The 24249-nt window shown below is 41.5% G+C and carries 27 protein-coding genes; 24 read left to right on the top strand and 3 right to left on the bottom strand.

Features of this window, described 5'->3' with window-relative positions:
* On the top strand, positions 1 to 1650 hold the full coding sequence (locus IGI46_RS02325; protein ID WP_429972735.1) for an FAD-dependent oxidoreductase: 1650 nt from the start codon (positions 1 to 3) through the stop codon (positions 1648 to 1650).
* Positions 1643 to 1930: a rhodanese-like domain-containing protein gene (locus IGI46_RS02320; RefSeq protein ID WP_429972734.1), complete on the top strand. Its 288-nt coding sequence runs from the start codon at positions 1643 to 1645 to the stop codon at positions 1928 to 1930. Before IGI46_RS02325 ends, IGI46_RS02320 begins: the two co-directional genes overlap by 8 nt.
* A gap of 71 nt (positions 1931 to 2001) precedes the next feature.
* Here IGI46_RS02320 and IGI46_RS02315 read toward each other — a convergent pair whose 3' ends face one another.
* Positions 2002 to 2910 (bottom strand): LysR family transcriptional regulator, encoded by a 909-nt coding sequence (locus IGI46_RS02315; protein ID WP_207700866.1) that lies wholly within the window; start codon positions 2908 to 2910, stop codon positions 2002 to 2004.
* Between the two features lie 257 nt (positions 2911 to 3167).
* On the opposite strand from IGI46_RS02315, the gene IGI46_RS02310 reads away from it, so the two are divergent.
* From IGI46_RS02310 to IGI46_RS02285, 6 genes are all read left to right on the top strand, one after another.
* Positions 3168 to 4757: an acyl CoA:acetate/3-ketoacid CoA transferase gene (locus IGI46_RS02310; RefSeq protein ID WP_429972733.1), complete on the top strand. Its 1590-nt coding sequence runs from the start codon at positions 3168 to 3170 to the stop codon at positions 4755 to 4757.
* A gap of 1 nt (position 4758) precedes the next feature.
* A complete protein-coding gene (locus IGI46_RS02305; protein WP_207700864.1) occupies positions 4759 to 5199 on the top strand; it encodes a MaoC family dehydratase in 441 nt (146 codons plus the stop codon).
* Positions 5196 to 6134: a ketopantoate reductase family protein gene (locus IGI46_RS02300; protein WP_207700863.1), complete on the top strand. Its 939-nt coding sequence runs from the start codon at positions 5196 to 5198 to the stop codon at positions 6132 to 6134. Before IGI46_RS02305 ends, IGI46_RS02300 begins: the two co-directional genes overlap by 4 nt.
* A complete protein-coding gene (locus IGI46_RS02295; RefSeq protein ID WP_207700862.1) occupies positions 6127 to 6501 on the top strand; it encodes a VOC family protein in 375 nt (124 codons plus the stop codon). Before IGI46_RS02300 ends, IGI46_RS02295 begins: the two co-directional genes overlap by 8 nt.
* Before the next feature lie 19 nt (positions 6502 to 6520).
* Positions 6521 to 6958 carry a type II 3-dehydroquinate dehydratase gene (gene aroQ, locus IGI46_RS02290; protein ID WP_429964684.1) on the top strand — a complete coding sequence of 146 codons (438 nt, stop codon included), beginning with the start codon at positions 6521 to 6523 and terminating at the stop codon, positions 6956 to 6958.
* 198 nt (positions 6959 to 7156) lie between these two features.
* The gene (locus IGI46_RS02285; protein ID WP_207700926.1) at positions 7157 to 7849 is read left to right on the top strand and encodes a putative ABC transporter permease; all 693 of its coding nucleotides are present in this window, start codon (positions 7157 to 7159) and stop codon (positions 7847 to 7849) included.
* 76 nt (positions 7850 to 7925) lie between these two features.
* On the opposite strand, the gene IGI46_RS02280 is transcribed toward IGI46_RS02285, so the two are convergent.
* Entirely contained in the window at positions 7926 to 8927 is a 1002-nt protein-coding gene (locus IGI46_RS02280) for a hypothetical protein (protein WP_429972732.1), read from the bottom strand.
* 318 nt (positions 8928 to 9245) lie between these two features.
* On the opposite strand from IGI46_RS02280, the gene IGI46_RS02275 reads away from it, so the two are divergent.
* The 10 genes from IGI46_RS02275 (at position 9246) to IGI46_RS02230 (ending at position 17441) form a co-directional block, all read left to right on the top strand.
* Positions 9246 to 9722 carry a hypothetical protein gene (locus IGI46_RS02275; RefSeq protein ID WP_429972731.1) on the top strand — a complete coding sequence of 159 codons (477 nt, stop codon included), beginning with the start codon at positions 9246 to 9248 and terminating at the stop codon, positions 9720 to 9722.
* Positions 9723 to 10009: 287 nt separating this feature from the next.
* Positions 10010 to 10171 carry a hypothetical protein gene (locus tag IGI46_RS02270; protein WP_207700858.1) on the top strand — a complete coding sequence of 54 codons (162 nt, stop codon included), beginning with the start codon at positions 10010 to 10012 and terminating at the stop codon, positions 10169 to 10171.
* A gap of 70 nt (positions 10172 to 10241) precedes the next feature.
* Positions 10242 to 10967, top strand: a complete 726-nt coding sequence (locus tag IGI46_RS02265; RefSeq protein ID WP_429972730.1) for a hypothetical protein — start codon at positions 10242 to 10244, stop codon at positions 10965 to 10967.
* A gap of 316 nt (positions 10968 to 11283) precedes the next feature.
* Complete coding sequence (locus IGI46_RS02260; RefSeq protein WP_429964680.1) at positions 11284 to 11823, top strand: metallophosphoesterase; 540 nt, start codon at positions 11284 to 11286, stop codon at positions 11821 to 11823.
* A gap of 360 nt (positions 11824 to 12183) precedes the next feature.
* On the top strand, positions 12184 to 12924 hold the full coding sequence (locus IGI46_RS02255; protein WP_207700855.1) for a GntR family transcriptional regulator: 741 nt from the start codon (positions 12184 to 12186) through the stop codon (positions 12922 to 12924).
* 2 nt (positions 12925 to 12926) lie between these two features.
* Positions 12927 to 13775, top strand: a complete 849-nt coding sequence (locus IGI46_RS02250; protein ID WP_207700854.1) for a class II aldolase — start codon at positions 12927 to 12929, stop codon at positions 13773 to 13775.
* A complete protein-coding gene (locus tag IGI46_RS02245) occupies positions 13772 to 14236 on the top strand; it encodes a PTS sugar transporter subunit IIA (RefSeq protein ID WP_207700853.1) in 465 nt (154 codons plus the stop codon). Before IGI46_RS02250 ends, IGI46_RS02245 begins: the two co-directional genes overlap by 4 nt.
* A gap of 11 nt (positions 14237 to 14247) precedes the next feature.
* On the top strand, positions 14248 to 14535 hold the full coding sequence (locus tag IGI46_RS02240; RefSeq protein WP_207700852.1) for a PTS sugar transporter subunit IIB: 288 nt from the start codon (positions 14248 to 14250) through the stop codon (positions 14533 to 14535).
* A 1-nt stretch (position 14536) separates the two neighbouring features.
* Complete coding sequence (locus IGI46_RS02235; RefSeq protein ID WP_429964679.1) at positions 14537 to 15937, top strand: PTS galactitol transporter subunit IIC; 1401 nt, start codon at positions 14537 to 14539, stop codon at positions 15935 to 15937.
* Positions 15930 to 17441, top strand: a complete 1512-nt coding sequence (locus IGI46_RS02230) for an FGGY-family carbohydrate kinase (protein ID WP_429964678.1) — start codon at positions 15930 to 15932, stop codon at positions 17439 to 17441. The genes IGI46_RS02235 and IGI46_RS02230 overlap by 8 nt, the downstream gene beginning before the upstream one ends.
* 109 nt (positions 17442 to 17550) lie before the next feature.
* Here IGI46_RS02230 and IGI46_RS02225 read toward each other — a convergent pair whose 3' ends face one another.
* On the bottom strand, positions 17551 to 18228 hold the full coding sequence (locus tag IGI46_RS02225) for a cyclic nucleotide-binding domain-containing protein (RefSeq protein ID WP_207700849.1): 678 nt from the start codon (positions 18226 to 18228) through the stop codon (positions 17551 to 17553).
* Between the two features lie 196 nt (positions 18229 to 18424).
* Here IGI46_RS02225 and IGI46_RS02220 point away from each other — a divergent pair, with 196 nt between their 5' ends.
* From IGI46_RS02220 to IGI46_RS02195, 6 genes are all read left to right on the top strand, one after another.
* On the top strand, positions 18425 to 19354 hold the full coding sequence (locus tag IGI46_RS02220) for a phosphate/phosphite/phosphonate ABC transporter substrate-binding protein (RefSeq protein WP_429972729.1): 930 nt from the start codon (positions 18425 to 18427) through the stop codon (positions 19352 to 19354).
* A 56-nt stretch (positions 19355 to 19410) separates the two neighbouring features.
* A complete protein-coding gene (gene phnC, locus IGI46_RS02215; RefSeq protein ID WP_429972728.1) occupies positions 19411 to 20202 on the top strand; it encodes a phosphonate ABC transporter ATP-binding protein in 792 nt (263 codons plus the stop codon).
* On the top strand, positions 20174 to 20953 hold the full coding sequence (phnE, locus tag IGI46_RS02210) for a phosphonate ABC transporter, permease protein PhnE (protein ID WP_429972727.1): 780 nt from the start codon (positions 20174 to 20176) through the stop codon (positions 20951 to 20953). The genes phnC and phnE (IGI46_RS02210) overlap by 29 nt, the downstream gene beginning before the upstream one ends.
* Entirely contained in the window at positions 20950 to 21732 is a 783-nt protein-coding gene (gene phnE, locus IGI46_RS02205; protein ID WP_429972726.1) for a phosphonate ABC transporter, permease protein PhnE, read from the top strand. Before phnE (IGI46_RS02210) ends, phnE (IGI46_RS02205) begins: the two co-directional genes overlap by 4 nt.
* 3 nt (positions 21733 to 21735) lie before the next feature.
* Positions 21736 to 22539, top strand: a complete 804-nt coding sequence (locus tag IGI46_RS02200; RefSeq protein ID WP_429972725.1) for a metallophosphoesterase family protein — start codon at positions 21736 to 21738, stop codon at positions 22537 to 22539.
* A gap of 74 nt (positions 22540 to 22613) precedes the next feature.
* Positions 22614 to 24161: a bifunctional metallophosphatase/5'-nucleotidase gene (locus tag IGI46_RS02195; RefSeq protein ID WP_429972724.1), complete on the top strand. Its 1548-nt coding sequence runs from the start codon at positions 22614 to 22616 to the stop codon at positions 24159 to 24161.
* Positions 24162 to 24249 lie beyond the last annotated feature (88 nt).

The following is a 24249-nucleotide window of genomic DNA, read 5'->3' as shown; positions in this document are numbered from 1 at the left end:
ATGAAGATTGTAATCGTTGGTGGTGTAGCTGGTGGAATGTCGGCGGCTACCCGTTTGCGTCGTTTGATGGAGGATGCTGAAATTGTGGTATTTGAAAAAGGACCATTTGTTTCTTTTGCCAACTGCGGACTGCCTTATTACGTTTCTGGTGAAATTGCCGAAAGAGATCAGCTGCTGGTTCAAACGCCTGAAGCTTTGCAAGCGCGTTTTAATTTAGATGTTCGGCCAATGCACGAGGTAATTGAAATTATCCCTCAAGAGCGCAAAGTGAAGGTGCAGCATGGGAGTGTGGTATTGGAAGAAAGTTACGATAAGCTGATTCTGTCACCTGGTGCCAAACCGTTTATCCCAGCAATTAAGGGAATGGATCAAGCGGAGAATGTTTTTAGTTTGCGTAATTTGCCAGATTTGGATCGGATCATGGCGGCCATTACGGATCAGGCGAAAGAAGCTGTAGTGATCGGGGCTGGTTTTATAGGTTTGGAAATGGCGGAAAATTTGAGTAAACGTGGCTTAAAAGTAACCATCGTTGAAAAGGCGCCGCATGTTTTGCCGCCACTGGATGAAGAAATGGCGGCCGCTGTGCAAAATGAATTATTAAAACAAGGAGTAAAGGTGATCAATTCTCAATCAGCTGTGGCTTTTGAATCTCAAGGGAAAAACGTTGTTCTGGAGGATGGCACAGAGCTGGTCTCGGATTTAACGATTTTATCAGTAGGTGTGCAGCCGGAAAATACATTGGCTGAGCAGGCTGGTTTGGAATTGGGTTTGCGCGGCGGCATCGTTGTGAATGAAAACTATCAAACCAGTAATCCGGATGTTTACGCGGTTGGAGATGCCATCGTAGTCAAGCAGCAAATCTCCGGCGAAGATGCCCTGATTTCGTTGGCATCGCCAGCTAATCGTCAGGGTCGCCAAGCAGCGGATGCTATTGCTGGTCTTAACCGAAAGAATAAAGGCAGTATCGGTACAGCAATTGTTCGAGTGTTTGATTTGTCGGCAGCTTCAACCGGCTTAAGTGAACGAGCAGCTAGGCAAGCAGGTTTGGATGTATCGGTTGTACATGTTATTGGCAAAGACCACACTGGTTATTATCCTGGCGCGACAGATATTAGTTTAAAAATGATTTTCAATGCCGTGACTGGTGATATTTATGGTGCACAAGGTGTTGGTGCTAAAGGAGTAGACAAACGGATTGATATTTTGGCGACAGCGATCAAGGGCGGGCTAACCATTTTTGATTTGCCGGAATTGGAATTTACCTATGCACCGCCTTTTGGTTCGGCCAAGGACCCAGTAAACATGCTAGGCTATGCAGCGATGAATGTAGCAGAAGGGTTGAGTCATTCTATCCAATGGCATGAGTTGAAGCAAGAGTTGGCTAGTGGAAAAATGTTGCTGGATGTGCGGAATGAAGCAGAATTAAGCAATGGACGTTTCAAGCAATCTGTGAATATTCCGTTGAATCAATTGCGGGAACGAATTGGCGAATTAGATTCGAATCAAGAGTATATTGTCAGCTGTCACAGTGGCTTGCGTAGCTATATAGCCGAAAGAATTTTGGTGCAAAATGGCTTCAAGGTGCAAAATCTCGATGGAGCGTTTTCTCTTTACAAAACGGTTCGGCCAGAGGAGTTAGTGTATGTATAGATCAATAATTATGGATGAGTTTTATAGTAGCGATGGACCGATTATTGATGTTCGCGAAGCACATGAATATCAGATGGGCCATGTTCCTGAAGCAGTTAACCTACCGTTAAGCGATCTTGGGAAAAATTTTCAGCAGCTGGATTCAACAAAAGAATATTATGTGATTTGCCAATCAGGTGCGCGTTCTGAAATGGCGTGTGAATTTTTGAGTACCAAGGGATATCAGGTAGTGAATGTTATGGGCGGAACCTCAGCTTGGAAGGGGAAGCTGGTTTTATAGAAGGAACAGTCTAGTTAGAGAGCAATCATCTAACTAGGCTGTTTTTATTTTGAAGGCAAGACTAAGTCCTCTCAAACATCCTTCAACAGAGTTAGTTTTTCCAAATTTACGTATTCAAGAAAACGTTCAACAGCAGGTGATTTGTACCGTGAAGGGTTTTGCGCCAAATAAATAGTTTGAAAAAGAAAAGGTTCATTAATGCTGATTTCTTTAATTCCAAAATTATTAAGAATACTTGATTTAGGAAAAATTCCAATGCCCAGGTTCTTGCTGGCAAAGCTGAGCAGCGTCAAGTCATCCAATACTTCATAAGTCATTTTGGGTGTTAGGTTTTTTGAGGCAAAGTAAGTATTTATTAATGGACGAAGGGTACTAGGTTTTTGAAAAGTAATAAAATCATAAGCCATCAAGTCCTCAATCGCATAGCTTTGGTTGCTTGAAAGAGGGTGATCCATCCCGACAACAAAAATGACTGGTTGTGTATGGAAAGGAGTAATTTCCACATCAGGGAATTGTTCCATATCGGGAAAAGAATCATTACCTGCAAAAAAAACGACATCGTATTTACCATCCTGCAGCTGAGACAGCAGATTAACTGTATTATTTTGATTTCCTCTAATTTTTACGGGACTGATTTTTGAATACTCTGCCAGCAGATTGGTAATAAAGATTGGTCCTAAAGAATACACAAAACCTAAATCAATCCGGCCGCTTAAAGCATTAGTAAGGGCATAAATTTCTTCCTTCCCCACCTCCAGCTCGTTTAGTGATCGATAGGCTCTTTTTTGAAACAGTGCGCCATATTTATTCAGCTGAACCCTTCTGCCAATTCGATCGAAAAGCTGAACCTCTAGTTCTTTTTCCAAATTATTGATTGATTTGCTTAATGCTGGCTGACTAATAAATAAATCCTCTGCGGTCTGCTGCATATTTTGGGTCTCTGCTAAATGCAAAAAATAGTGCAACTGTTGGATATTCATTAAATCCCTCCTCGCTTCTAGTATAACTCAACCGATAACTTGAAGTTATTAAAATCAGAAAAAGTGCTATTGGATTATATGAAAACGCTCGCTTATGATAAATAAAAAAGGATACCCGTTCTATTTTTTGAAGTATATAAACGTCCAACGAGGAATGAAATGAAGCCTATGAGCTACTAAGTAGAAGGGAATACGGCGTTAAAATCAGAATCATTTCTCAAAAAGGAAGACCAATAGATTAATAAGGAGGAAGCAGATTGGGTAAAACAAGCAAGTCAAAGATTATGACAGCAGAGGCAGCTGCTCAATTGGTTAAGGATGGTGATGTAGTTGGCTTCTGTGGTGCCGGTGGGGGAATTACGGAACCAACCACAGTCATCACAACCTTAGCAGAACGGTTTAAAGCAGAACAGCATCCGCAAGATTTAACCTTGATCCATACAACGGGGTTAGGGGATCGAAATGATCGAGGGATGTCACCATTGGCTCAGTCAGGTATGGTTAAGCGCATCATTGGCGGCCATTGGGCTCAGTCGCCTAGATTAGCTGAAATGGCTGAAAGGAATGAAGTCGAGGCTTACAATTTCCCTCAAGGAGTCATTTGCCAGTTAACGAGAGCAGCGGTTTCCAAGCAACCAGGGATTTATACTCATGTAGGTTTGGGAACCTTTATTGATCCAGATCAGGCTGGCGGCAAGCTAAACGAAAAGACACAAGAGGAATTAGTAAAAAAAGATACCATTGATGGCAAAGAGTATCTGTTTTATAAAGCAACGCCGATTGATGTTGCAATCATTCGTGGAACCACAGCCGACAGTGACGGCTATATTTCGATGGAGGATGAAATCATTTATGCGGATGCCTTAGTTTTGGCACAGGCTGCTCACAATAATGGAGGAAAAGTTATTGTTCAGGTTCAAAAGGTAGTGAAGGCTGGAACATTGCATCCGCGACAGGTGAAGATTCCTGGTTTTTATGTAGATGCATTGGTAGTAGACGAAAATCAAACGCAGCTGTACAGTGGCGGCGTAAATCGGTTTTTGTCTGGTGATTATACAGCTTGTACCGATTCAACCGAGCTGATTGCCTTGAATCAACGAAAGGTTATCGGACGCCGAGCGCTGTTCGAAATCTCTGCTGGCAATGTTGGCAACGTCGGTGTCGGAATTGCGGACGGGATCGGTATTATTGCTCGTGAAGAAGGACTGCAGGATGAATTTACCTTAACCGTTGAAACCGGGGCAGTTGGTGGCGAATCGGCGCAAGGAATCTTCTTTGGAGCGACTTTAAATAGCCGGGCATTGATGGAAATGCCTGCTCAATTCGATTTTTATGATGGCGGCGGCTTGGACGCCTGCTTCTTAAGCTTCGCCGAGGTAGACGCTAAAGGAAACGTTAACGTGCATCGCTTCAATGGCAAAATTGTCGGTACCGGCGGTTTTGTCGATATTTGTCAAAATACTCAGAAGGTGGTCTTCTGCGGCACTTTAACGGCTGGCGGCTTAAAAACTGAAATTAGTGAAGAAAAAATTGAGATTCAACAGGAAGGCCGCTTCAAGAAGTTTATTGAAGAAGTTCCAGAAATTACCTTTAACGGAACCGATGCGATTGCTCGGGGACAGGAAGTCTATTATGTGACTGAACGAGCAGTCTTCAAATTGACGGAGAAGGGTTTAGAGCTGATTGAGATTGCTCCAGGAGTGGATCTTGAAAAAGATATTATGCAGCAAATGGCTTTCCGACCAAACATTGCGGAAAATCTGCAAGTGATGGACGGGCGCCTATTTAATCCAAGGGTTATGGGAATTCAAGAAGAATGGTTAAACAACCAATTAGGAGGAAAATAAAATGACAGAACTACCATTGAAAGTCGGCGATACGTATTCTTACACTAAAACGATTAGCGAGTCGGATGTTTACATGTATGCAGGGATTACTGGTGACTTCAGCCAAATGCATATGAATGCGGAGTTTATGAAAACAACGCCTTACAAAGAAAGGATTGTTCATGGGGTACTAACCTTTTCCTTTGGCTGCACCGCCTCAACCATGATTCAACAACAGGCAAAAGCTGATATACCAAGTGTTTCCTATGGCTATGACAAATTGCGCTTCATCAAGCCAGTCTTTTTTGGCGATACGGTTACGGCGAAATATACGGTGAAGGAAGTCGATACTGAAGCAATGAAGACCTATGCTGATGTGGAAATTTTTAACCAGCATGATGAGATATGTGTCTATGCACTGCACATTTTGAAATTCATTCCTGAAGAGGAGCTGGATCGATGAGAATTTGTTTTTTAGGCGCAGGAGCCTTAGGCAGCTCGATTGGCGGAACCCTCGCTAGAAATGGCAAGGAAGTCTATCTGGTTGACCAATGGCAGGAGCACGTGGATCAAATCAATCAGCATGGCTTAATCTTTCTTGAAGACGACCAGGAAGTCAGCATTCCGATTAAAGCAGTCACTGATCCCTCTACATTAGAGGAGATGGATATTGTAGTTGTTCTTGTAAAATCCTTTGCAACTGAACAGGCAATGAAGCAGGCTATCCCTTTAATTGGAGAGCAAACGGTCGTTTTGTCGCTGCAAAACGGGTTAGGCAATGAAGAAATCATTGAACAACAGGTAGGCAGGGAAAAGATTATTGGCGGCAAAGCCTACGTTGGCGGCGTATTAGTTGCTCCTGGCAAAGTCATTCCAGGGGTGGTAGGTAAAGAGATCTGTATCGGTGAGATGGATGGTCAACAGACCGAACGGATTCAAAAAATTGCCAATGAATTGAACGACGGCGGCATCATCACCAAAATCAGTGAAAATATCAAAGGCATGATTTGGGATAAATTGCTGATCAATGTTGCTACTGGGGCTGTGGCTGGGATTACAGGTCTGCCCTATGGGGATCTCTATCAAGTTCCAGAGATTGAAGAGACAGCGTTTGCGGCAATTGAAGAAGCCATTGCGGTGGCTAAAGCTAATAATATTACTCTTTCAACGGAAAATCCACGAACGGTTTGGGAAAAGGCAGCAGTCGGCTTGCCGTATGGCTTCAAGACGTCCATTTTACAAAGTCTTGAAAAGAAACAAAGATCCGAAATTGATTTTATCAATGGTGCCGTTGTACGCTGGGGTAAAAAAATGAGTATTCCAACTCCGTTTAATCAAGCGCTAACTGCTTGTGTGAAGGGAATTGAAGTGAGAAATGAGGGCGGTTTTCATGAATAAAGCATACATTGAACACGTGGCCGTTTACGTCACTGATATCGACTGGTACATTGAATTTTTTGCGAATACTCTGAACTTCACCGAACGCATGCGCAAAGAAGAAGCCGGACAACCAAGACAGGTTTGGTTGTATGGCGGCATTCAACTAATTGAAGTTCCGGAAAATCATACTGCTGGCAAGCTGGGACATTTAGGTATTATGGCTGAAGATCAGCAGACTGCCTTGGAAAAAATTCGCACTTATGAAGTGAAAACCTTGCCTCAAGGTGAAAATTGGTTAGAGCTGCCAGATGGTCTATGTCTGGAGATTCTGCAGGCAAAAACAGGAACTGTAGAAAAAGCCTTGCAGGTGGCTCCTTGGCAATAATTATTGAAGGAGAAAGAACATGAAAAAGATTTTAATGCTGCATGGAGTAAATCACAACATGTTTGGCCAACGTAATCCGAAACATTATGGAACCGTGACTCTAGATGAAATTAACCATAACATGGCCAGCTTAGCCAAGGAGCTGCAGGTTGACATTGCACACTACCAAACTAATAATGAAGGCCAGATGGTAGAACGAATCCACCAAGGCTATCAAGAAAAGGTTGACGCGGTGATTATCAATGCAGGAGCTTGGACTCATTATAGCTACGCAATTCGCGATGCGTTGGAAATATTAGAGGTGCCGTTCATAGAAATGCACATGTCCAATGTGCATGCTCGAGAAGAGTTTCGGCATCATTCAGTCCTTGCCGAAAAAGCAGCAGGCGTCATCTGCGGCTTTGGCTTTGAAACCTACCAGCTAGCTTTGCGAGCAGCTGTGTCGATTAGTCATTAGAGCCTTTTTAAAGCAAGTTAGAAATACTGATTAACAAAAGCGCATCGGTTAAATAACCTGCTGAAGAGGTAGGAAATCGCCATACAGTTTTCAGCCGTGTACAGATATTTCATCAAATTATTAAAATTTTGTTCTTAAAGATGCATTTTTGCTATACTGTATGCATAAGAGAGGTGCAATTTTTTGGATAAATTATTTATGACGTTTATTGTGTATGCCTTTATCGGCTGGCTATGGGAAAGTATTTACTGTTCGATTAAAGCTCGGCATTTTGTCTATCGCGGCTTTTTGCTTGGACCCTATTGTCCCGTATATGGCTTTGGTGTTTCTGCTGTGCTGCTGCTAGTTCCTAGCAATGCAGGGACACTGCTTAATCTGTATTTCAATATTGTAGTAATTGTGACCATCATCGAATTTGTCACCAGCTGGCTCTTGGAAAAGCTGTTCAATATGAAATTGTGGGATTATACTCACGTTCCGCTGAATATTGAAGGTCGAGTAGCTGTGCCAGTTTCCCTGTTTTGGGGTGTTGGCTGCTTATTGCTGATTAAAATTATCAATCCAATGATTCAAGATGCAATTCATGATTTTATTACTGCTACCAACCATCTAGGTCCCATTATTTTGGCTGCTTTGTTCGCTAGTGATGTCCTTTCCACACTCTTTTTCACTCTTACGACGAAAAAAGAAGTGGAAACTGTGGTGGATACCTCTGATCCTGAAAATGCCGCAATAAAAGAGTTCCGCTTGAAGCATTTGGTGACCAATCACAAATCTTCTGCTGGCCGAAATAAAGTGTTGAAACTGTTGGAGAGCAGACCAAAACAGCTCAAGCACCATAACTTGAGTCGAATCATCAAAAACTACCCGAACTTGAAGTTCCACAAATAAACGCAGGATGACCTAAAGTCAATGAATACCCAATACAAAGGGGTTCATTGGCTTTTTTTAGGCGCCTTCCAAAAGACTATTTCCGTTTATTCCGTTTGCGATTCTTTTTCTTACCGGTTTTCTTTCGTACCACCTTTTCTATTTCAAGGTCCTTTTCTTCTTTTGGTTTTTTACCATAGGCAGTTGAATTTTTCCAGCTGGGCATTCGATCCGTCGGTGTCTTGCCAGTCTTTTTCTTCTTCGACTTGTCTGAAGGTTGTCTCTGCTCCAGCTGATCAGCAGGCGGTTGAGCGGACGTAGTTGACTGAGCGGTATTCGAGTTTTCTTTGACACCATTCTTCGGCACGGATTTTTTTGTTGATTGTTTGTTAACTGGAGCTTCTTTCGGTTGGTTTTGGGCTGATTCTTTTGGTTTATGGAAGGGATCTTCTTCGTTTCGAACGTCAAAGTCGCGGAAGCGTTCATCAATGGCAAAATCCACCCAAACGACTTCGGTAAACTGGCGCAGGCCGTCCTTTTGGAAAATGGTCAACTCGCCAAAAATATTTAAAAGATCGATGCGTTCCTTGGTTGTAAGACAAGCGACGACATTGCTCAGACTCCAGGTGTGCATTTTATTCTTTTCGTCCAGGAAAGAGGCCTTCAAGTTTAACTTTCTTTCACCGATTTGTACGCCAGAAGTAAGTGCTGGGCGCAGAGGTTTTATGTGTAGACGAGTTTCCTCGGTAAGCTGGTGGTATTCTTTTTGGTTTTTATATAAATGGCTGATAACCAGTTGCCACTCTTCTTGTGTAAAATAATCCTCAAAATAAATGCATAGATGGCGAACGGAAGCCGGAACTTCTCCCTCTAAAAATATCTTACGAATCAAATTCTTCGCCAAATAAGAAAAATCACCCACATAAAAAGCATTGCGAACCATAACGACTACAGCCGCTTGGATTAGATGCGCCACATTTTTTGAATGATGCGTCGCCTCCTCTTTTGAAGCTTGATAAGCTTGTTCAAATTTTAATTCAAGATTTTCCCGTTTTCGAGTGCTAAAGATCGTCCGTTTTTGAAGTTCAGTTGTTTTCATAGGTAAGGCTCCTCTTTTTAAGTAATTATTTTTTAGTAGACAAAATGAATAGTTGCTTCTTATCAAGTTTACTATATGAAAAGTCTCTGAATTAGCAAATATTTTTAAAAAAATTAAACGAAAAAAATAAAAAACGATTGACTGATTTTTCAAATATCCTTTTGCACGAAATAAAGGGTTTTCGGTAGTTTTAAAATAACGATTTCAGAATAATTCGGTTAAGGTAATTATTTTTATTTCAAGAAAAAATAGATATGTTCTGAATGGATAGCCTATTTTCACCTATAATCAAAGAAGAATATTTAGAGGAGGAGACTTATGAAGTGGATCAAACGAGTGTCAGCTGGCTTATTAATAGCACTGACTACAAGCATTCTTCTTTATATTGTTAGCTTTATACTGATCTGTCCTACAATAAACGATGCCAGAGCAAAAAAATTCGAAAAAAGCTATGCCTCAATAGCATTGCCTCCCGAAACAGAACGGATTGAAACCTACAGCTTTTGCGGGAATACAACTGGAACCGGCAATCACGTGGAAATTTGGGCTGGAGTTCTAGTCAAATCAGAGCTTTCTGTCCCAGAGATAAATCGGTGGTTTGAGACGACGGCACTTCCTGAGCCAGCTTATGAGCGATTGGTTTGGTCTGTGGCAGAGGATCTGTCTGCTAACTATCCAGCAATGAATAGTTTGATCAAATTTTCTCAACTGGAACAGCTGGAAAAAGCAGAAGGGTATTACATCCTCGGGAGTTTTCATGACGCAGCCACACAACATGACAGCAGAGGACATTGAGTATGGTTTTGCTAGAGGGTATCAAGAGCGCATTTAAGTATTTAGACAAACTTTGGATCTTAAATAACAAATGATATAATAATTGCAATTAAGAACTGGAGGGGTCTAAGCATGAGCAAGAACCGAACGTTCGAAAAAGTAGAGGAAGCTGCGTATTTAACTGGTGTCTAAGAAAGTGCGAAAAACGCAAAAGCACTTCAGACAATTAGGTTCAATTAAGGAACCACAGCTGTTGGGTGTTCGGGAGCTTGATTTAAGATCACGTGAAAAGGTGAGGGACGTATTAGGTGAGTGAGAAGAAAGAAGTCAAACGGATTGTTGAAAAATACCATAAAAGTATATTTGAGTTATCGGAAAATGCAACGATTGAAGAGTTTAAGACGGTGATGAAGTATGTAGTTGAGCAAACGAATTTAAAGCAAGAAGATTTAAGAGACATGGAAAAGTAAAGGATTCGCAACATCATACTTAGTTTGACAGGAAGAGCACACTGCTTTTTATTGAAAGGGAGATTTCTATATGAGAAGAATAACTTTATTATCTTCGGTCTTAATATCCATTTTCTTGCTGACCAGCTGTAGAAATGTGGATGAAAAGGATAGCAGCAGTTCGGATAGTCTGGTCTCTACTCAAGAAGTATCATCAATAAGCCAACATTCAAGCTCTAAAGAAACAGCGGCTGTTAGCACTACCAGCACCTCGGAGACAAGGGAGTCTGTCGTGGATACTAGCAATCTATCTGCTGATCAAATGAAGCAGTGGGTTGCAGCCATATGGCGTAAAAGGACCAACGTGGATCTTTTACAGGATTCGAAATACGAAATTATTTTAGAAACCAAAGAGGACCAGCTATTATATGCTAGAGTTGAAGCAGCAGATGTCCAGATCGACACACTAGATGTATTTAGAGTGAATAGTGACGGATTTTTGGAAGAAGCAGGATATTACTTGAGCCAACCGGACCAAGATTGGATTGTAGTATCCAAAAAATATTTAGATACCAGCATGGTGGAGCGGAAAGCACCGGCTGAAGAGACTAGTCAGCAGGGAGGACCATCTGATCATGAAAGAGCCGAAATGGTCAGAACAACAATGCAGCAAAATCAAGGCTTTGACGAAAATGTTTTGGCTGCCATCCCGGATGAAGAAATACTAGCTGCTAACGCTGGCAACGCAACGAACAGTCAAATTGCTCAAACTGCAGACAATTTACTAAAAAAATATCCTGAATTGCAGCAGCCTTAGGATAGAAAGTATAAATTAAACGGATTGTAGAGAAAGGGCGATAAAAGGATGACTGACCAACAGATATGATTGCAAAAAAATTTGAAATCTGTTGGTGAATAGGCTCTGTAGCAACGAAATTGGTTGAGATAGAAAATTAAGAGCAGCGAAAGCAGTTATTAACTATTTTTTGAAATAGATGCTTTTTGAAAAATCTTTTCCGGTTTTCGAGAAGCGTCTATTACGTTTATTTATGAAGTGATGTATTGATGTTGCTAGACGAAATCGTCTAAAAGCCAAGATGATTTTTGCTTCAGCAGCAAGAAAGAAGGAGAAAATGAAATATTTTATTGCGGATCTTCATTTTTATCATGAAGCTGTGATTACGTTTAGCGATCGTCCATTTCAGGATGTCACCGAGATGAATAAACAGTTGATTACTAATTGGAATAAGGTGGTGAAATCACCAAAGGATGAAGTTTATATTTTGGGCGATTTCGTTTACAGAGGAACGGGTGAACAAGCGAATCGAATCCTAAAAAAGCTGCGTGGCAGAAAATACCTGATTAAAGGAAACCACGAAAACTATTTAAAGGATGAGGATTTTGATTCTACGCTGTTTGAATGGGTGAAGGATTACTATTCGTTTAAATACAATAAAAGAAGATTCGTCTTATTTCACTATCCTATTTTGGAATGGGATGGCTTTTATCAAGGAGCCATTCACTTATATGGTCACGTTCATAATACGCGTGCGGCTTACTTCAAAGATATGTTAGGAGTAACTGCTATGAATGTCGGAGTAGATATGATTGGCTACAAACCCATCAGCATTGATGAGGTGGTACAGGTTGTGAGTCAAAGAGAACTGGCTTAGCAGCACATTTTGCAACCATCAATGATAGGAAAAAGTCATCGCACACCTTTTTGGTCTGCGATGATTTTTGTTTATGTAAATAGGTTTCTACTGTAAATTATCCACTGATTCCTCTAATGCTTGGAGATTCTAGAATAATTTCGCGGTTTTTTTAAAAGGAATTAGGAGGGAAATCCCAGGTAGCGGATGAGTATTCAATGAACCGAATAGTCCAGAACTATAAAAAAAATCCTTTACTTTTCTAATGTTACCGATTACAATTAACTTGTACCCGGTTGTACATGCTGTGATAGTCTTGTACACTGTTGATTATGCTTGTACATTTACAGCGGGAACAAAACGAATATCGGAGGTGATCAAATGATCATTAACAGAGAGGTTTCAAAGCCAGTTTATCTTCAAGTAGCAGATTATTTGCGAAACAATATTTATGCTGAAGAATGGGGGAAGGGAGAACAAATACCGTCTGAAAATCAAATAATGAAATCTTTAGAGGTTAGCAGGGGAACAGTAAAAAAAGCAGTGAATTTACTGGTAGAAGAAGGTTTGCTGTATCAGATTCAAGGAAAGGGCACGTATGTAACCGAGGACAATATTTCTTACTCTCTCGGCAAAGGATTGCTCTCATTCGCTGAATCCTTGGAGGGTCAAAAATTAGCTTATGAAACCGAGGTCATCACTTCTGAGTTTCGCAAAGCAACGAAAGAGATCGCTTCAAGGTTGAATCTTTCCGTCGGAGAAGAGTATTTGTACATGAAACGAATTCGGTCTGTTGAAGGTGAAAAGGTAATGCTGATCGAAAACAGGATCAACAGCAAGCTGTGTCCTGGAGTGGAAAACCATGATTACAACAAAGAAAGTTTGTTTAAAGTGATGGAAGAGGTCAGCGGAAAGCACATTGCTTACTCTGAAAGTAGATATGCTGCCAGAGTGGTCGGGGAAAAAAGAGGCAAAGAGCTAGAGGTTGCTCCAGACTCACCGGTCCTACATCTGGAACAATTAGTCTATTTAGAAGGAGGATTGCCGGTAGAATTCGGAAATGTATGGCTGAAGGCGAACAAGTACTACCTTGGAACGGTACTTCAAAGGGAGGAAATGTAAGCATGCCGTTAGTAAATGGTTATACACTATTAGACATTATCAAAGAAAGAAAAGTGATCGCAGGTGCTTTTAATACCACGAATCTGGAAACAACAGTAGGAATTTTAAGAGCAGTTGAGGAAAGTGGCATCCCCACCTTCATTCAAGTGGCACCGACCAATATTAGCTTGGCTGGTTATGAATATATCGTGGATATGGTTGCTCGCTATGCTGAAGATATGGACACACCGGTGGCCTTGCATTTGGATCACGGGAAAAAATTTGAAGATGTTAAACGGGCAACTCGGGCTGGCTTTACATCGGTAATGATTGATGGTGCAGCCTATGATTTTGAAGAAAATATTGCATTTACCAAAAAAGCAGTCGATTTTGCCAAAGCCTATGGGATTCCGGTAGAAGCTGAGTTAGGTGCTATTCTTGGAAAAGAAGATGATCACGTCAGCGAGGCGGATTCGAAAACCGATCCGGCCCAAGTCAAAGAGTTCGTGGAACGAACTGGCTGTGATATGTTGGCTATTTCAGTAGGAAATGTCCATGGTTTGGAAGATGAACCGCGAATTGATTTCGCTTTACTAGAAGAAATCAATGAAGTTTCACCAGTACCGTTAGTCATCCATGGTGGATCAGGGATTCCTGACGAACATATTCAGCAAATGGTTCATTTCAATGTTGCCAAGATCAACATTGCCAGCGACTTGCGGCAAAGTTATATTAAAAGCGTTGGAAGAGCGTACGAAGAAAACAATCAGGAAGCGAACTTAATCAAAGTCCTTCAAAACGCAGAGGATGCGGTATTTGAAACTGTGTATGCCAAAATTTTGAGCATGAATGCCGTGGAGGTTTGCCAATGAGTGAAGCACTAACTAATGTAAAAAATATTTTTGTGAACATTGAAGCGAAGGATTTTCCTGAGTTAATCAACATCATTTCTCAACCATTGATTGATGATCAAGATGTTGTGACAGAGTATCCAGAACAGGTAATTAAGCGAGAAGAAGGCTTTCCGACCGGCTTGCCAACTGAACCGATCGGCGTGGCAATCCCACATACCGATGCCAAATTTGTTCATAACAATCGCGTAACAATTGCTACCTTAAAAACCCCAATACAAATGGAAGTTATGGGCGGGATGGATGACACAAAGATTGAGGTATCAATTGTCTTTTTATTGGCGTTGGGTCAGTCAAATAAGCAGTTAAATATTTTGCAAAAGCTGATGGCTATTTTACCAAAAGCTGAATTATTGGAGCGGATTAAACAAGGAACAAAAGAAGAAATTTATCAAATAGCAAGAGAAGAAATCAACCTTTAGGAGGAAAAAAGATGGCTAAAAATTTATTGTTTGTGTGTGCAACAGGTATCGCAACGTCAACCGCGGTAACGGAAAAGGTAATGGAGTTCTTGAATGAAAAAGGAATGAATGATGTGAACTATTCTCAAACAAATGTAGCTTCTGTACAGCAAAATTCAGATGATGCGGATTTGATTGTTTCAACTACGAAAATTCCATATGAATTAGAAACACCAGTGATCAATGGTTTGGCGCTAATTACAGGTGTGGGTGAAGAGAAGGTATTAAACGCAATTTACGCTCAATTAAAAGGAGAATAGTATGGAGAATATCTCGCAAACTTTATATGATGTGGTACAGTACATTCTGGGGTTTGGACCGACTGTAATGCTGCCTCTCGTTTTGTTTATCTTAGCACTAGTTTTCAAAATAAAACCAGCGAAGGCATTGCGTTCATCCTTAACTGTGGGAATTGGTTTTGTCGGTATTTATGCAATTTTTGATATTTTGACCAATAATGTAGGTCCTGCAGCGCAAGCCATGGTTGAGCAAACAGGAATCAATCTTCCAGTAGTTGACTTAGGTTGGCCGCCTTTATCAGCAATTACTTGGGGATCTCCTATTGCACCATTTGTTATTCCGTTAACCATGCTGATCAATATTATCATGCTGGCAATTAACCAAACGAAAACTGTTGACGTGGACATGTGGAATTACTGGCACTTTGCGCTTGCAGGAACACTTGTCTATTATAGCACAGGAAGTTTCTGGTTGGGAATCCTAGCGTCAGCAGTGATTGCGATTATTGTCTTGAAAATGGCTGACTGGGCAGCTCCTATGGGGGAAGAATATTTTGGACTGGAGGGCATTTCGATGCCAACCGTTTCTTCTATTACATTCTTTCCGATCGGTTTGCTGGGCAATCGGATCATCGATATGATTCCAGGAATCAGAAAAATTGATATTAATCCGATTAGTATCCAAAAGCGTTTTGGTATTTTTGGCGAACCGATGATGGTTGGTACCATTTTGGGACTATTACTGGGTGTAGCAGCAGGATATGATTTGAAAGATATTTTATCAACAGGGATCAGTATCGGAGCAGTTATGTTTATTTTACCGCGGATGGTCCGTATCTTAATGGAAGGCTTGCTTCCAATTTCTGAAGCTATCAAAAAATTCTTAAACAGTCGCTATCCAGATCGTGACGATTTGTATATTGGATTAGATATTGCTGTCGCAGTAGGAAATCCAGCGATTATTTCAACAGCTTTGTTATTGACACCTATTGCAGTAGTATTGGCCTTCATTTTACCGGGAAATACCGTGTTGCCATTGGGTGATTTGGCGAATTTGGCGGTTATGGCTTCGATGGTGGTTCTTTCTACTAAAGGAAACGTGTTCCGTGCCGTTTTAATTGCTATTCCAATCATGATTGGCGATTTGTATATTGCTTCGGCGATCGCACCATTTATCACAGGGATGGCTAAAGATGTGAATTTCAGTTTTCCAGAAGGTTCCAGTGGTTTGGTTTCCAGTTTCCTGGATGGCGGAAATCCCTTGCGCTTCTGGCTGATGCAGATATTTAATGGCAACATACTTGCTCTGATTTTAATTCCGGTTGTTGGCATTGCTTTGTTCTGGTTGTACAAAATTACCTACAAGCAAACGCATATGGTGGAAGAGCCTTCAGCAGCAGAAGGGAAGTCAATAAATGGCTAAAAAGTTTTCCATAACAATTGATATCGGAACGACTAATTCTAAAGTCTCCCTTTTTGAGATCGCCACTGGTAGATTGGTTTCTCGTGAAAGCTTTCAAACAAGTAAACAACAGGATCAGTTTGGTGAATTATTTGATTTAGACAAAATTTGGCATCAATTGTTGGAAATCTTGACGACTTTTGTAGCAAACAACACTGGAGACATTGATTCGATCAATATCTCCAGTGTCGGTGAAGCTGGTGTATTGGTGAATTCACAGGGGCAGGTAGTGACACCGCTAATCGCTTGGTATGACAAGCGTGCTGCGGAGTATGTAAATGCCCTGACCGAAAAGCAAAAGCAGCGTATCTATGAAATTACTGGATTGCCGGCCCACACGAATTATAGTCTGCCTAAAATCAAGTGGTTAGTGGATCATTTCGCCCTTTCTGAGGAGCAAGCTTTGACCTGGTTAAACATTCCCGACTTGTTTTGCTTCTATTTGACAGGAGAAATGAAGACGGAATTTTCGATGGCTAGTCGAACGATGTGCTTTGATTTGCAGCAGCGATGTTGGTCCCAAGAAATTTTGGCCATTTATCAGCTGCAGGAGCAGATTTGTTTTCCGCAGGTGATTGGTTCAGGAGAGATTGTTGGCTGGACTTCTACAGGGCAATCTGATTTATTGAAAGAAGAACGCATATCGGTACGAATTGCGGGCCATGACCATATGGTAGGGGCTTTGGGAATCGATATTCACGAGAAGGATTTGCTGAATTCCACTGGAACGACTGAGGGATTACTGTTGATCAACAACCAACCGTATTTAGAATTAAAATCGTTTCAGGAATCGTTGTCGAATGGTATTTTTACCGATCCGCATTATTATACGCTGTTCTCTTCGATGCCGACCGGCGGCAATGCCTTTGAATGGTATCAAAACTTTTTCAACATTAATCAGGCTGACTTTGAACAGGACTGCAAGGAGTTGTATCAGCAGTATTTGCAGGACCAAATTTCATTGGAGGATCCTGTGATCTTGATTCCTCATTTGAATGGGTCAGGTGCCCCTTTTAAAAATGGTCGATCTCGTGGGTTAATGTATGGGATTAGTTTGGAGACCCGCAGAGAAGATGTCTTGTTGGGGATTATTTTAGGGCTGTGTCTGGAGATGAAGCAGGTCGCTTCTTGTTTCCAAATGGAGCAGGTTAATCGGGTAATCGCCATTGGTCCGGTAATAAAAAATCCTTTGTGGGTTCAATTAAAGGCCGATGCCTTGAATAAGGAAATCAGTGTTACCAAGATGGAAGAAGCAGTTTCCTTTGGGGCTTTGAAAGCAGCATACCCAGACTTCAGCTATCCAACGGATTATCAAGTTATAAAGCCTAATGCCAAGCAAGTTGAGTCCTTTAATAAATTATTGGACAAGTATTCCTACTTGTATGAGTCTAAACGATTTTTAGTAGAAGAAAATTTTCACCAAGGGTCTTTGGATGAACAAACAGCTCTTGGGAAAAGTTTATAAATCAAACAGTTTTTTCAAGCTTTCTCAAAAACGAAAATAGTGTAAACTAAGTCAGCCATAAGAAATGTTTTCTTTTGGCTGACTTTTTATGTACAAAGGTTTTAAAATTCTACTGCGTCGAATGACTTAAATTATCCGCTAATTCCTCTAACGCTTGGCGATCACGTATAAGGTAATAATTTTTTTGTTTCTCTAAAATCTGTGCATCACGAAAATTAGTGATTGTTCGTAAAAGGTGGCGATAGCTGACATTTAAAATGGACGCGCAGGTAGTCAGGCGGGTTGAAAATTTCCCATTGTCATGATGGGCTAAGATAAATTTTGCAAGCCGAGTTTCGACTGGCTCAGTTAACGAATTAGCTAGATTAATGCCTGAATTTAGACGGTAGCTCAGCAGTTGGCAAATATTTTGTAAAAAACAAACATCCTGCTGCAAGGCACTGCGGTACTTATTCAAAGGAATGGAGACACAAATACATTTAGTGACTGCTTTGACACTGCTTTTCGGTAAAAGCCCCCATAAAGAAGACGCTTCTCCCAAGGGTGTAGCTGGTGTGGCAAAATCAATACAAATATTTTGAGTGTCGGAAGGATAGGAATAGACCATCACACTGCCTTCCACTAAAAAGTATAAAAAGTCCGAGGTGGTTCCTGTTTGAATTAAGTGCTCATCCTTTTCAAAGGACTGCAGAGAAGCCATCGCTAAAATGTCTGAATCCATATAATTTTGCAGGTCATGCAGCTTTACGTAGGCAGTCAGCTGCTGAACGTCGCGAATCTTCTTCATGAAAAACCACTCCTAAAGCATTCTTTTCCTCATTATAGCTTAGAATAGATAAGGGCTCAACACGAACGATTATTCTTATTCCTTTGTAAATTGTATGTAAAAATCGTGTAAAATAGGACGCATGTCACTTCTTTATTTTTGAGAACTTGCTATGATTTAGAAGTAATAGAAATTATTTCCAACAGGGGGAGAAAAAATGCAGTTCAAACAGTTAGCAAAAGGCTTCATGGGTGTGATGTTACTAGCAGCTTTATCTGGTTGTGGTTCAGGAAATACAAGTGACAGCTCAGAGGATGCAAGCAAAGAAAAACTGGTTGTCCAGTTCGTACCAACCAATAATGATGGCAGTATGGAGGCAAAAGCAAAACCCTTTGCTAAATATTTATCGAAAAAGTTGGATCGTGATGTAGAGGTAACTTTGGCGACGGATTATTCAACCATTGTTGAAGCCATGTCCTCAGGTCAAGTAGACGTAGGTATCATGCCGCCAGCGGCCTATGTACAAGCGAAAGATATGGATGCAGCTGAAGCAATTTTGACTTCACAGCTAGGTGATTATGACCAAGAAACGGGCTTGCCGTTAAAAGATAAGCTAACCAACACCTTTAAGGGAGAAGTACTGGTTAAAGCAGACAGCGATATGAACAAGCTGACGGATCTAAAAGGAAAAAATATTGCCACACTGAGCCCGAATTCAGCCAGCGGCTACATTTATCCCGTGGCAGAATTAAAGGATGCTGGAGTTGATCCAACCACTGATGCCAAAATGACAACTGTTAATGATATTCCAAGTGAAATCACCGCTGTTCTAAATGGACAAATGGACGCGGCGTTCGTATTTGAAGGAGCCCGTAATATTTTTGGTTCAAGCTTTTCTGACAATGATCTAATGAAGGATTTGAAAGTATTGTATTTGACTGAAGGCGATATTCCCAACGATGCAATTGCCGTTCAGCCGGATATGGACAAAAAATTAAAAGATGAAATCAAAAAAGTTTTCTTGAGTATGAAGGATGACGAAGAAGGAAAAGAAGCGATGTCTTTATGGAGTCATCAAGGCTATGAAGAGGCTGCTGATTCAGCCTACGATACCATCCGGGAATACACTAAAAAAGCGGCAGAATAAAAGAGCAGCGAGTGTCGACGAACTTGTCGACACTCGTTTAAAAATGGAGAACGAGCATGATTATTTTTGAAAATGTTTCAAAGGTTTATCCCAATGGGGTGGTTGGCCTGCAAGATATTCATTTAACCATTGAAGATGGTGAGTTTGTTTCAATCATCGGGCTAAGTGGCGCGGGAAAGAGTACCTTACTGCGGTCAATTAATCGGTTAGTCCCGATTACGGATGGCAATATTCAAATTAATGGAACATCCATTACTAAAGCCAACAAGCGTGAGCTGCGAATGATTCGCCGTCAGATCGGTTTGATCTCTCAGAGCTTTAATCTGGTGAAACGCAGTACGGTTCAGAAGAATGTTCTATCTGGCAGATTGGGCTATTATTCCACTTGGAAAAGTATCATCGGGTTGTTTACGCAAGAGGATTATCAGCGAACAAAGGAAGCGCTGGAAACGGTCGGTCTATCGGATAAGCTGCAAACTCGGAGTGATGAACTTAGCGGTGGACAGCAGCAAAGAGTTTCGATAGCCAGGGCGTTGGTTCAACAGGCGCCGATTATTTTAGCAGATGAACCGGTGGCCTCTCTAGATCCTATCACCACTCAAAAGGTAATGGAGGATTTGAAAAAAATTAATCAAACGATGGCGAAAACGGTCATTGTCAATCTTCATTCGGTGCCCTTAGCTCGTGAGTTTTCCACCCGGGTGATTGCTTTAAAAGCAGGACAGGTAGTGTTTGACGGCTCACCAGAAGCTTTGACGGATGAACAATTAACGCAAATTTACGGCAAAGCAATTTTTGAAGAAAAGGCAGGAGAAAGCGATGAGATTGAAAGAGACCGTTCACTTTAATTGGTACAAGCATCTGCTGGTTCTGCTATTTTTAGTCCTTTGTTTTTCAGCAAGTGTCCATCTGACCTCAGCTGATTTTTCAGTGGTAGTTACTAATTCCAGCCAAATGACTGCTTTTTTGGCTCGGTTCATTCATCCTGATTTTAGTTATTTACCAAAGCTGGTGAGTCCGATGCTTAAGACTTTGCAGATGTCTTTAGTAGGAACAGTGATCGGAGTAGTTCTAGCTATCCCGATTAGTTTTTTAGCGACTACTGTAGCGACTGAAAATCGGTGGTTGTCAACGGTTTTTCGCTTCCTGTTAGGGTTAATCCGAACGATTCCGAACTTATTATTAGCAGCACTTTTTGTGGCGATTTTTGGGATCGGAGAAGCAACTGGGGTACTAACAATTGCTGTGTTTACCTTTGGGATGGTCTCTCAGCTGATGTTTCAAGCGATTGAAACAATCGACTTTGGCCCAATTGAATCGGCTGCTGCAGTAGGAGCGACTAAACTGCAAATCGCAGTCTGGTCAATTGCACCACAGGTTTTGAGTCAATTTGCCAGTTATGCATTTTATGCTTTTGAAGTGAATGTGCGGGCATCGACTGTGCTGGGTTATGTAGGAGCTGGCGGTATCGGAGTGATTTTGAATTCCTCGCTGGCCTTGTTGAATTATGAACGAGTGTCGATCATTATCCTAACAATCTTAGTGACAGTAACCTTAGTGGACAAATTGAGTGAAAGAGTAAGGAGGTCGTTACTATGATGATTCGCGAGATGAATAGAAAACCCCTGCTTTCTTTCGCCGTTTTACTGCTTCTGATTGTATTATCAGCATTCAATTTAGACTATTCTGGCTTAAGTACCTTTTCTCTTTCAATGGGGATGGATGTGTTGCGAGGACTTGCTCAACCGGATTGGCATTTTCTATACGATGGCAGCGGGGAGGATTTAGTGAGTTTGCTGCTGCTGACGATTGGCATTGCCTGTCTGGGTACGATGATTGCGACCGTTTTAGCCATTCCGCTGACGTTGCTAAGTGCTGTGAACTTATGGAAGGCCCATCCTTTGGTAACTAAAATCGGAAAATTTGTTTGCAATGTACTGCGGGCTTTTCCTGAATTAGTCTTTGCAATTATCTTTGTTAAAGTGGTTGGACCGGGTCCTTTTGCTGGTGTAATGGCAATCGGCGTCCATCAAATTGGGATGCTGGGCAAGCTGTTCACCGAAGAAATGGAAGCGATGGATGAACGTTTAACCGAAGAGGTGGAAGCTGTCGGAGCAAACTTCTGGCAGACGATTTTCTTTGTGCGGGTTCCTTATTTAATGCCGATCTACAGCTCTTTAGCTTTAAACCATTTTGAAATTGCGGTCAGAAGTGCAGCGACTCTTGGTTTAGTTGGAGCTGGGGGGATTGGGGCACCGTTGATTTTCGCAATTCAAACCCGATCTTGGAGCAAGGTTAGTATTATTTTGATCGGTGTAGTTGTCACCGTGTTTATTTTAGACCAAATAACCGGAATTATAAGAAAGAAATTGAGATAAGCTATGAACATATTGCATATATCAGATATACATTTTCGCAGAGAATACGAAGCCAGTGAAGAAGGCTATAAGGGGATGCTGGCAACTATGCAAAGTCCGCTTATTCCGCTGGGCGAGTGTTTGAAGCACCTGAAAAAGCACACAACCCTCGATTTGGTAATCATTAGCGGGGATTTGACTGAGGATGGCGAGATTGAAGACTATCGCTATTTGAAGGAATGGCTGCAGGGGGCTCTAGGCGAGACCAAGATGATTGTAACTTTAGGCAACCATGATATTAAGGAAAACTTTTGGGTTGGCTGGTTTGAGGAAGCAGCAACTTCCAAGCCCTACAATCAAGTAGTGGCGTATCCAGAGTTCACGGTGATTTCCTTTGATAATTCCAGCTATGGTTATGCGGATGGGATTGTTGATGAGCAACAGTTTCAATGGCTGGAAAAGACCTTAGACGAATGGAAGGATCAGCCGATTATTTTAGTGACGCATCACCATTTATTGCCGCAGCAAAGCAATATGCCTAAATGGCCGGGAACGGAACGGTTTTTATCCTTGATTGAATCCTACGATATTCGCTGCATTTTAAACGGACATACGCATCATTTTTTTATCGATGAAATTAATGGGATTCCTTATTTTACTGTAGCCAGCATGTCCTTTGTTGGAGAAGATGTAGGGGAAGGGCTAGTACGTTTTGAAGAGCGGCATGGCTACAATCTCTATCAGTTGGAGCAGGGTAGAGTGACTCGGCAAACTTCAGAGAATTTTTTGTCCGGCCATGTCTTAAAAATTCTCGATATGCGTCAATAAGAAATGAACGTCAAGAGACCGAATCGTTTGTCCTTCGGTCTCTTCAGCATGAAAAATGAATAGGAGCGATACGATTGAAGATAACCTTTCTTGAGACCAGTGATATGCACGGCTATGTCTATCCCACCAATTATGCTGGCGAGCGTGATCTAGCCTTTGGTGCAGCCAAGGCAGCAATGAGATTGAAGGAATTGCGGTCACAAGCTGAGGGACCCGTTATTACGATTGAGAACGGCGACTTTATTCAAGGCTCACCGTTAAGCTATTACATTGCCCAAGGAGAGCACTCAGTAAGTGCTTTGACCAAAGTCATCAACTTAATGGATTACGATGTTCAAGTTATCGGTAATCATGAGTTCAATTATGGTCGAGACTATTTGCAGTCGGCTATTACCAGCTACAAAGCACCGATATTAGCAGCCAATATTTTGAATGAAGCGGGAGAGCCCTACTTTGGCAAAGCTTATACTATTATTGAAAAATCCGGAATAAAGATTGCTGTTTTAGGATTGGTCACCCAATACATTCCGCATTGGGAGAAGCCTGCCACCCTCGAAGGAATTACCTTCGAAAGCATTGTTGAAACAGCTAAAAAGTATGTGCCAATGTTAAGGCAGCAAGCAGATCTGGTGGTAGTCAGTTATCACGGTGGTTTTGAAAGAGATTTGTCGACTGGTGAACCAACAGAAGCGTTGACTGGAGAAAACGAAGGGTATCGATTAGTGAAGGAAGTATCAGGTATTGATGCTCTTTTCACGGGGCATCAGCATCGAACCATCGCTGCAACGGTTAAGGGTGTGCCGGTAGTACAGCCAGGATATCGAGGAAGTCAGATTGGCGAAATCCAATTAACTGTTGAAAAAAAAGCTGGAAAGGTAATCGTTACGGATAGTTATACTACTTTGCATTCGCTTGAAGAGGTCACAGCAGATCCGCAAATTCTTGCTGCTGTAGAGCCAGTCGAGGCGGAATTAGAAAACTGGCTGGATCAAACCTTAGGACGAGTTGAAGGGAATATGCAAATTGTTGATCCAATGGGGGCGCGTTTAGTAGAGCATCCCTATATCGAATTTATCAATCGGGTACAGCTGTCCGCCAGTGGTGCACAAATTTCTGGGACCGCCCTGTTCAACAATGAAGGAAAAGGCTTCGGCCAAACAATTACCATGCGAGATGTCATTACGAACTATATCTATCCTAATACCTTGGCTGTAATTAAGGTCAGTGGAGCAGATCTGCGCGCAGCATTGGAGCAAACTGCCAATTACTTAGCTGTTGAAAATGGAAAAATCGTCTTCAATCCAGCTTTTATCAAACCGAAGCCACAATACTATAACTATGATATGTATGAAGGGATTAACTATACGATTGACATGAAACAACCGGCTGGTCAGCGAATTACTCATCTGACATTCCAAGGCCAGCCAATCACGCCTGAACAAGAGCTGGAAGTAGTCATGAATCAGTATCGGGCCATCGGTGGTGGCAATTATGCCATGTTTGCTGCTGAGAAGATCGTACGAGAGATTCAAGTAGATATGACAGAACTTATCGCCGATTATTTGAAACAGCATCCAGTGATTAAGGCTGAGACCAACCAGAACTTTCAGGTAGTTTTGTAAAAAAAGAAAAACAAGTTATATGTACAGCAAAGGGGAAGCGAACGAATGCTTCCTCTTTTTTATGGCAGAACTACATTAGGAAAATAGA

The sequence above is a fragment of the Enterococcus sp. AZ163 genome (assembly GCF_050498925.1).
GTDB classification, from domain to species: Bacteria; Bacillota; Bacilli; order Lactobacillales; family Enterococcaceae; genus Enterococcus_A; species Enterococcus_A ferrettii.
Note: the sequence above shows the minus strand (reverse complement) of the source record. Positions and strands in the feature narration are given on the sequence as shown.